The organism is Scandinavium sp. UTDF21-P1B (assembly GCF_040750395.1).
Classification (GTDB): domain Bacteria; phylum Pseudomonadota; class Gammaproteobacteria; order Enterobacterales; family Enterobacteriaceae; genus Scandinavium.
Window position 1 is genome coordinate 19487 of record NZ_JBFLVD010000045.1, and the last position, 8122, is coordinate 27608.

An 8122-nucleotide genomic window follows, 5' to 3' on the forward strand; every position below is an offset into this window, starting at 1 on the left:
GCGAGAGTTACTCGTCTTCCAGCTCGATGTTGATACCCAGGGAACGGATCTCTTTCAACAGTACGTTGAAGGATTCCGGCATGCCCGGTTCCATCTGATGGTTGCCGTCGACGATGTTTTTATACATCTTCGTACGACCGTTCACGTCATCAGACTTAACGGTGAGCATTTCCTGCAGGGTGTATGCTGCGCCGTATGCTTCAAGCGCCCACACTTCCATCTCACCGAAGCGCTGACCACCGAACTGTGCCTTACCACCCAGCGGCTGCTGAGTAACCAGGCTGTAAGAACCGGTGGAACGAGCGTGCATCTTGTCATCAACCAAGTGGTTCAGTTTCAGCATGTACATGTAACCGACGGTTACCTGACGCTCAAACTGCTCACCGGTACGACCATCGAACAGGGTGATCTGGCCAGAAGATGGCAGACCACCGAGTTGCAGCAGCTCTTTAATTTCAGCTTCTTTCGCACCATCGAACACCGGCGTTGCGATTGGCATACCCTTACGCAGGTTCTCAGCCAGACGCAGAACTTCGTCATCGCTGAAGGTATTCAGGTCGACTTTCTGACGAACGTCGGTACCCAGATCGTAGGCACGCTGGATGAATTCGCGCAGTTTCGCGACTTCCTGCTGCTGTTTCAGCATGGCGTTGATCTTCTCGCCGATGCCTTTCGCAGCCATACCCAGGTGGGTTTCCAGGATCTGACCGATGTTCATACGAGACGGTACGCCCAGCGGGTTCAGTACGATATCTACCGGCGTACCGTTAGCATCGTGCGGCATATCTTCGATCGGGTTGATCTTAGAGATAACACCCTTGTTACCGTGACGACCTGCCATTTTATCACCAGGCTGGATCTGACGTTTAACGGCCAGATACACCTTAACAATCTTCAGCACGCCCGGTGCCAGATCGTCGCCCTGAGTGATTTTGCGGCGTTTCGCTTCGAGTTTTTTCTCGAACTCGTGTTTCAGTTCGTCGTACTGCTCAGCCAGCTGTTCCAGCTGATTCTGTTTCGCTTCGTCGGTCAGACCGAGTTCCAGCCAGCGATCGCGTGGCAGTTTGTCGAGCTTCTCAGCTTCAACGCCACCGGCAACCAGCACAGCATAGATACGGCTAAACAGGCCAGCTTCGAGGATCTGCAGTTCTTCAGACAGGTCTTTCTTCGCCTGCTTCAGCTGCATCTCTTCGATTTCCAGCGCACGTTTGTCTTTTTCCACGCCATCGCGGGTAAAGACCTGAACGTCGATAACGGTACCGGAAACACCGTTTGGTACGCGCAGAGAAGAGTCTTTAACGTCAGACGCTTTCTCACCGAAGATCGCACGCAGCAGTTTCTCTTCTGGCGTCAGCTGAGTTTCACCTTTCGGCGTTACCTTACCAACCAGAATGTCGCCGCCGGTCACTTCTGCACCGATGTAAACGATACCGGACTCATCAAGTTTAGAGAGCGCAGCTTCACCCACGTTCGGGATATCAGCGGTGATCTCTTCAGGCCCCAGCTTGGTGTCACGGGACACACACGCCAGTTCCTGGATGTGAATAGTGGTGAAACGATCTTCCTGAACCACACGCTCGGAGACAAGGATGGAGTCTTCGAAGTTGTAGCCGTTCCACGGCATGAACGCTACGCGCATGTTCTGGCCGAGCGCCAGTTCACCGAGGTCGGTGGACGGACCGTCTGCCAGCACGTCGCCGCGCTCTACCGGCTCACCCAGGGACACACACGGCATCTGGTTGATGCAGGTGTTCTGGTTAGAGCGGGTGTATTTGGTCAGGTTATAGATGTCGATACCTGCTTCGCCCGGGTACATCTCGTCGTCGTTAACTTTGATAACGATACGGGATGCATCCACGTACTGAACGGTACCACCACGTTTGGCAACGGCAGTTACGCCGGAGTCAACCGCAACAGCACGTTCCATACCGGTACCTACCAGCGGCTTATCAGCACGCAGAGTTGGAACCGCCTGACGTTGCATGTTCGCACCCATCAATGCACGGTTGGCGTCATCGTGTTCCAGGAACGGGATCAGGGACGCACCGACGGAAACCACCTGCTGGGTGGAAACGTCCATGTAGTCAACCTGGTCACGGCTGAAGAGGCTCGATTCGCCTTTGCTACGACAGGTAACGAGGTCTTCTACGAAGTGGCCGTCATCGTCCAGGTTGGAGTTCGCCTGAGCAATAACATAGTTGCCTTCTTCGATAGCAGACAGGTAGTGAATTTCGTCGGTTACAACACCGTCAGTCACTTTACGATACGGGGTTTCGAGGAAACCGTATTCGTTAGTCTGTGCGTACACGGACAGGGAGTTGATCAGACCGATGTTTGGACCTTCAGGGGTTTCGATTGGACATACGCGACCGTAGTGAGTCGGGTGTACGTCTCGCACTTCGAAGCCCGCACGTTCACGGGTCAGACCGCCTGGGCCGAGGGCAGAAATACGACGCTTGTGCGTGATTTCGGACAGCGGGTTGTTCTGGTCCATGAACTGAGACAGCTGGCTGGAACCAAAGAACTCTTTCACTGCCGCAGAAATCGGCTTGGCGTTAATCATATCCTGAGGCATCAGGGTATCGAGATCGCCCAGAGACAGGCGCTCTTTCACCGCACGCTCTACACGCACCAGGCCAACGCGGAACTGGTTTTCCGCCATTTCGCCTACGGAACGGATACGACGGTTGCCGAGGTGGTCGATATCATCGACTTCGCCAATACCGTTACGGATACCGATGAGCTTCTTCATCACTTCAATGATGTCGTCTTTGCTCAGGATACCGGAACCTTCGATCTCGTCGCGCAGCAGAGAACGGTTGAACTTCATACGACCAACCGCGGACAGATCGTAGCGGTCTTCGGAGAAGAACAGATTCTCGAACAGGCTCTCAGCCGCTTCACGAGTTGGTGGCTCACCCGGGCGCATCATACGGTAGATTTCTACCAGCGCGCTCAGACGATCGTTGGTTGGGTCGACGCGTACAGTCTCAGAGATGTAGGCACCGTGATCCAGATCGTTGGTGAACAGCGTTTCGATACGCTTGTGGCCGGACTGGCTCAGCTTAGCCAGCAGATCCAGGCTCAGCTCCATGTTCGCCGGGCAGATCAGCTCGCCAGTAGAGGCATCAACGTAGTCCTTCGCAGACACTTTACCTGCGATGTATTCCACCGGGACTTCGATGTGTTTGATGTCATCTTTTTCCAGCTGGCGAATGTGGCGCGCAGTAATACGACGACCTTTCTCGACGTACACTTTGCCATCAGCTTCGATATCGAAGGAGGCCGTTTCGCCACGCAGACGCTCAGGGATCAGCTCCATCTGCAGCTTGTTATCACGGATTTCGAAAATCACTTTTTCGAAGAACAGATCCAGGATCTGCTCCGTGGTGTAGTTCAGCGCACGCAGAATGATGGTTGCAGGCAGCTTACGGCGACGGTCGATACGGACAAACAGGTTGTCTTTCGGATCGAACTCGAAGTCCAGCCAGGAACCACGGTAAGGGATGATGCGTGCGTTATACAGCACTTTACCCGAAGAGTGGGTTTTACCCTTATCGCTGTCGAAGAAGACGCCTGGGCTACGGTGCAGCTGAGAAACGATAACACGCTCAGTACCGTTGATCACAAAGGTACCGTTATCGGTCATGAGCGGAATTTCGCCCATGTACACTTCTTGTTCTTTGATGTCTTTGACCGTGCCTTCTGGCGCTTCACGCTCATAAATCACCAGGCGCAGCTTAACGCGCAGGGGAGCGGAATAGGTCACGCCGCGAATCTGACACTCTTTCACGTCAAATACTGGCTCGCCCAGACGGTAGCTCACATATTGCAGCTCAGAGTTACCGCTGTAGCTTGCAATAGGGAACACGGAGCGGAATGCCGCTTCGAGACCGTACTGGCCTTCAGGATCTTGCTCGATGAACTTCTGGAACGAGTCAAGCTGGATAGAAAGGAGATAAGGTATGTCCAGAACTTGTGGACGTTTACCAAAATCCTTACGAATACGTTTTTTCTCGGTATAGGAGTAAACCATAGGGTTCCTCAGCTCGCTGACAAGTCGACCGACTCTGCCCATTAGAGGGGCAGTTTATGCAACACTATTTTGTTGACCGGAAAAGGGAACTTTTTCCGCAATACCTGTTGCTATCACGCTTAAACCATTTCGTTGCGATTTACACAGAGCGAGCACCCTGTCGCAGTATATTAAGTCGTCGATAGAAACAAGCATTGTCAGGACAGCCAGCAGTCAAACAGTGTGAAATGCTACTGGCGCCTTACAGCGCAAAAAGGCTGGTGACTAAAAAGTCACCAGCCATCAGCCTGATTACTCAAGCTGCAACCGGAAGGGTTGGCTTATTTAACTTCAACTTCTGCGCCAGCTTCTTCCAGAGATTTTTTCAGAGCTTCAGCGTCATCTTTGCTCACGCCTTCTTTCAGAGAGGCTGGAGCAGATTCTACCAGGTCTTTAGCTTCTTTCAGACCCAGGCCAGTTGCGCCACGTACAGCTTTGATTACTGCAACTTTGTTAGCGCCAGCAGCTTTCAGAATTACGTCGAATTCAGTTTTTTCTTCAGCAGCTTCAGCCGGGCCAGCAGCTACAGCTACAGCAGCAGCAGCGGAAACGCCGAATTTTTCTTCCATTGCAGAGATCAGTTCTACAACGTCCATTACAGACATAGCGGATACTGCTTCAATGATTTGATCTTTAGTGATAGACATTTAAATTGTTCCTGAAAATCAGAATAAGTTTATACGTAAGCCAATGCTTTATAAAGATAACTGCGATTAAGCAGCTTCTTTCGCATCGCGTACAGCAGCCAGAGTGCGAACCAGTTTGCCAGCCGAAGCTTCTTTCATGGTTGCCATCAGGCGTGCAATTGCTTCTTCGTAGGTTGGCAGTGTTGCCAGGCGATCGATTTGCGATGCCGGGATCAACTCACCTTCAAAGGCTGCGGCTTTGACCTCAAATTTTGCATTCGCTTTCGCGAACTCTTTGAACAGACGAGCAGCTGCGCCCGGGTGTTCCATAGAGTATGCAATCAGGGTCGGACCAACAAACGTGTCTTTCAGGCACTCGAAAGGAGTACCTTCAACGACGCGGCGCAGCAGGGTGTTACGAACAACACGCATGTATACGCCAGCTTCACGGCCTGCTTTACGCAGTTCGGTCATTTTATCTACAGTTACGCCACGGGAATCCGCAACTACTGCAGACAGCGCGCCTTTGGCTACTTCGCTGACTTCAGCAACAATCGCTTGTTTGTCTTGAAGATTTAAAGCCATTAGCTTTGCTCCTGGATGTTTGCCAGAGATAACCTCTGGAACTCACTTCACTCTTTTCAACAAAAGAGCGTCTTAAATACGGTGAGCAGAAACAAGCCAAAGAGTATAAAAAATAATCTTAGCGTTCTGTCACCGTCTACGCAGGGAATTAAGCTTCTGACGAAACACCTGCGGTCTTCGACGGAGGCCTGGAAAAGGCCAGGCTCCAACGAACAAATCTGTCTCTGTTAGCCTACGCTAACAGAATCGTGGGGGTAAGATTGTAGACAAATCCACCGCCCACGTAAAGGCCAATCTTAGTTCGCCGCAGCGGCCAGACCAGCCTGATCAACAGCAACACCTGCACCCATGGTGGTGGAGATGCTGACTTTCTTGATGTACACGCCTTTCGCCTGAGTAGGTTTTGCTTTTTTCAGCGCAACCAGCAGAGCTTCCAGGTTTTCTTTCAGTTTGTCAGCGTCAAAGTCCACTTTACCGATGGTGGTGTGGATGATGCCGTTTTTGTCGTTACGATAACGAACCTGACCTGCTTTAGCGTTCTTAACCGCTTCAGCAACGTTAGGCGTTACGGTACCCACTTTCGGGTTTGGCATCAGGCCACGTGGACCCAGAACCTGGCCCAGCTGGCCAACAACGCGCATTGCATCCGGGGAAGCAATAACAACGTCAAAGTTCATTTCGCCTTTCTTGATCTGGTCAGCCAGATCTTCCATACCTACCAGCTCCGCGCCAGCAGCTTTAGCTGCTTCAGCGTTCGGGCCCTGAGCAAATACGGCTACGCGAACAGAACGGCCAGTACCGTGCGGCAGTACAGTTGCACCACGTACGTTCTGGTCAGATTTACGAGCGTCGATGCCGAGGTTAACGGCAACGTCAACGCTTTCAACGAACTTAGCGGTTGCCAGCTCTTTCAGCAGGGCGATAGCTTCGTTGATGTCGTACTGTTTGGTCGCATCAACTTTGTCACGGATCACGGACATGCGCTTGGTCAGTTTAGCCATTTCTTAGTCCTCCACTACCAGGCCCATGGAACGTGCAGTACCTTCAATGGAGCGAGTCATCGCTTCAATGTCGGCACCAGTCATGTCGGCAGCTTTAGTCTGCGCGATTTCCTGCAGCTGAGCGCGAGAAATTTTACCTACTTTCTCTTTGTTCGGCTTACCGGAACCAGACTTGATACCCGCTGCTTTCTTCAGCAGAACTGCTGCTGGAGGGGTCTTGGTAACGAAAGTGAAAGAACGGTCAGCGTAAACAGTGATTACAACTGGGATTGGCAGACCTTTTTCCAGGGATTCGGTTTTGGCGTTAAACGCTTTACAGAATTCCATGATGTTCACACCCTGCTGACCCAGAGCTGGACCAACTGGTGGACTTGGGTTCGCCATACCTGCTGCAACCTGCAGCTTGACGTAGGCTTGTACTTTCTTAGCCATTCTAAAATCCTCTGATTGGGTAATAACGCCTCAGGAAGGCTCCCCGTGAATAAAATTCGTTTTACGGGCCGCAGCCCATAAAAACAAAAGGCGCGAAATTGTATGCCAATTTCGCGCCTGGTGCAACGATTGATCGCTGCTTATTTAAGCTTTTTCAACCTGGCTGAAATCCAGCTCTACCGGCGTTGCACGACCGAAGATAGAGACAGAGACTTTCAGGCGTGACTTCTCATAGTCAACCTCTTCAACCACGCCGTTGAAGTCAGCGAATGGACCATCGCTAACGCGGACCATTTCACCTGGCTCGAACAGCGTTTTCGGACGCGGCTTATCACCAACCTGCTGCAGGCGGTTCATAATCGCGTCAACTTCTTTGTCGCTGATCGGTGCCGGACGATCGGAGGTACCACCGATGAAGCCCATTACGCGCGGTACGCTACGCACTAAGTGCCAGCTGGCGTCATTCATTACCATCTGAACCAGTACATAGCCTGGGAAGAATTTGCGCTCGCTCTTGCGGCGCTGGCCACCACGGATTTCGACCACTTCTTCGGTCGGCACCATGACTTCACCAAACAACTCTTCCATATTGTGTAATTTGATATGCTCGCGCAGCGACGTTGCTACACGGCCTTCAAAACCGGAAAACGCCTGAACGACGTACCAGCGCTTTTTAGGAGCTTCAGACATCTCAGAACCTCAGGCCAGTGATAAAAGATACCAGGCGAACCAGAATACCATCCAGTCCCCACAGGATCAGTGACATGACAGCAGTAACGGCGGCCACAATCAGCGTAGTGTGCAGCGTTTCCTGACGCGTCGGCCAGATGACCTTACGAACTTCAGTACGTGCTTCACGGGCAAACGCAACGGTGGCCTTGCCTTTTGTCGTCAACAGCGCGACACCGCCCGCTGCAGCAATCAGAATCACCACGGCCAGCGCACGTAGCGGCAACATCATGTCGCGATAGAGGTAGTTGCCCACAATGGCTACGATCAGCAGTACTGCAACGATCACCCACTTCATCGCTTCCAGGCCGCGCCCGCTCCCTTGAGCTTCGGTATTCGCACTCATAAACCAACCTGTCACAAGAATTCGACAAACATCTTTGCCCCGCGTGAGTGCGAGGCAACCAAAACCGAAATGCTCTGATGCGTTTCGGACTAAACGCCCTCTTCAGAGCCTGTCTCAGCAATGATTATGACAAAAAAAATCACTGATGAGCCAGGTTCTGCTTCGAAAGCGTGCAAAAAGGGCATCAAATGATGCCCTTTTATTGCGCATTGCGTCAAATGTTATCAGCGATTAGCCGAGAACTTTAGCAACCACGCCAGCACCAACGGTACGGCCGCCTTCACGGATTGCGAAACGCAGACCGTCATCCATCGCGATTGGGTGGATC

The 8122-nt window shown here is 52.1% G+C and carries 8 protein-coding genes; all 8 read right to left on the bottom strand.

Annotated features, from left to right (window positions below):
- Positions 1–7 precede the first annotated feature (7 nt).
- Positions 8–4036: a DNA-directed RNA polymerase subunit beta gene (rpoB, locus tag AB1287_RS22245; protein WP_312628487.1), complete on the bottom strand. Its 4029-nt coding sequence runs from the start codon at positions 4034–4036 to the stop codon at positions 8–10.
- A 320-nt stretch (positions 4037–4356) separates the two neighbouring features.
- Positions 4357–4722, bottom strand: coding sequence for a 50S ribosomal protein L7/L12 (gene rplL, locus AB1287_RS22250; RefSeq protein ID WP_312628485.1), 366 nt, complete (start codon positions 4720–4722; stop codon positions 4357–4359).
- Between the two features lie 66 nt (positions 4723–4788).
- The gene (gene rplJ / locus AB1287_RS22255) at positions 4789–5286 is read right to left on the bottom strand and encodes a 50S ribosomal protein L10 (protein ID WP_004097644.1); all 498 of its coding nucleotides are present in this window, start codon (positions 5284–5286) and stop codon (positions 4789–4791) included.
- A gap of 296 nt (positions 5287–5582) precedes the next feature.
- On the bottom strand, positions 5583–6287 hold the full coding sequence (gene rplA / locus AB1287_RS22260; RefSeq protein ID WP_312628484.1) for a 50S ribosomal protein L1: 705 nt from the start codon (positions 6285–6287) through the stop codon (positions 5583–5585).
- Positions 6288–6290: 3 nt separating this feature from the next.
- Complete coding sequence (gene rplK, locus AB1287_RS22265) at positions 6291–6719, bottom strand: 50S ribosomal protein L11 (RefSeq protein ID WP_148245049.1); 429 nt, start codon at positions 6717–6719, stop codon at positions 6291–6293.
- A 144-nt stretch (positions 6720–6863) separates the two neighbouring features.
- Positions 6864–7409: a transcription termination/antitermination protein NusG gene (gene nusG / locus AB1287_RS22270; protein WP_006816549.1), complete on the bottom strand. Its 546-nt coding sequence runs from the start codon at positions 7407–7409 to the stop codon at positions 6864–6866.
- A gap of 1 nt (position 7410) precedes the next feature.
- Positions 7411–7794: a preprotein translocase subunit SecE gene (secE, locus tag AB1287_RS22275; RefSeq protein WP_049842136.1), complete on the bottom strand. Its 384-nt coding sequence runs from the start codon at positions 7792–7794 to the stop codon at positions 7411–7413.
- 231 nt (positions 7795–8025) lie between these two features.
- Positions 8026–8122 (bottom strand): elongation factor Tu (locus AB1287_RS22280; RefSeq protein ID WP_072082015.1); only part of this gene is annotated, 97 nt, incomplete at its 5' end.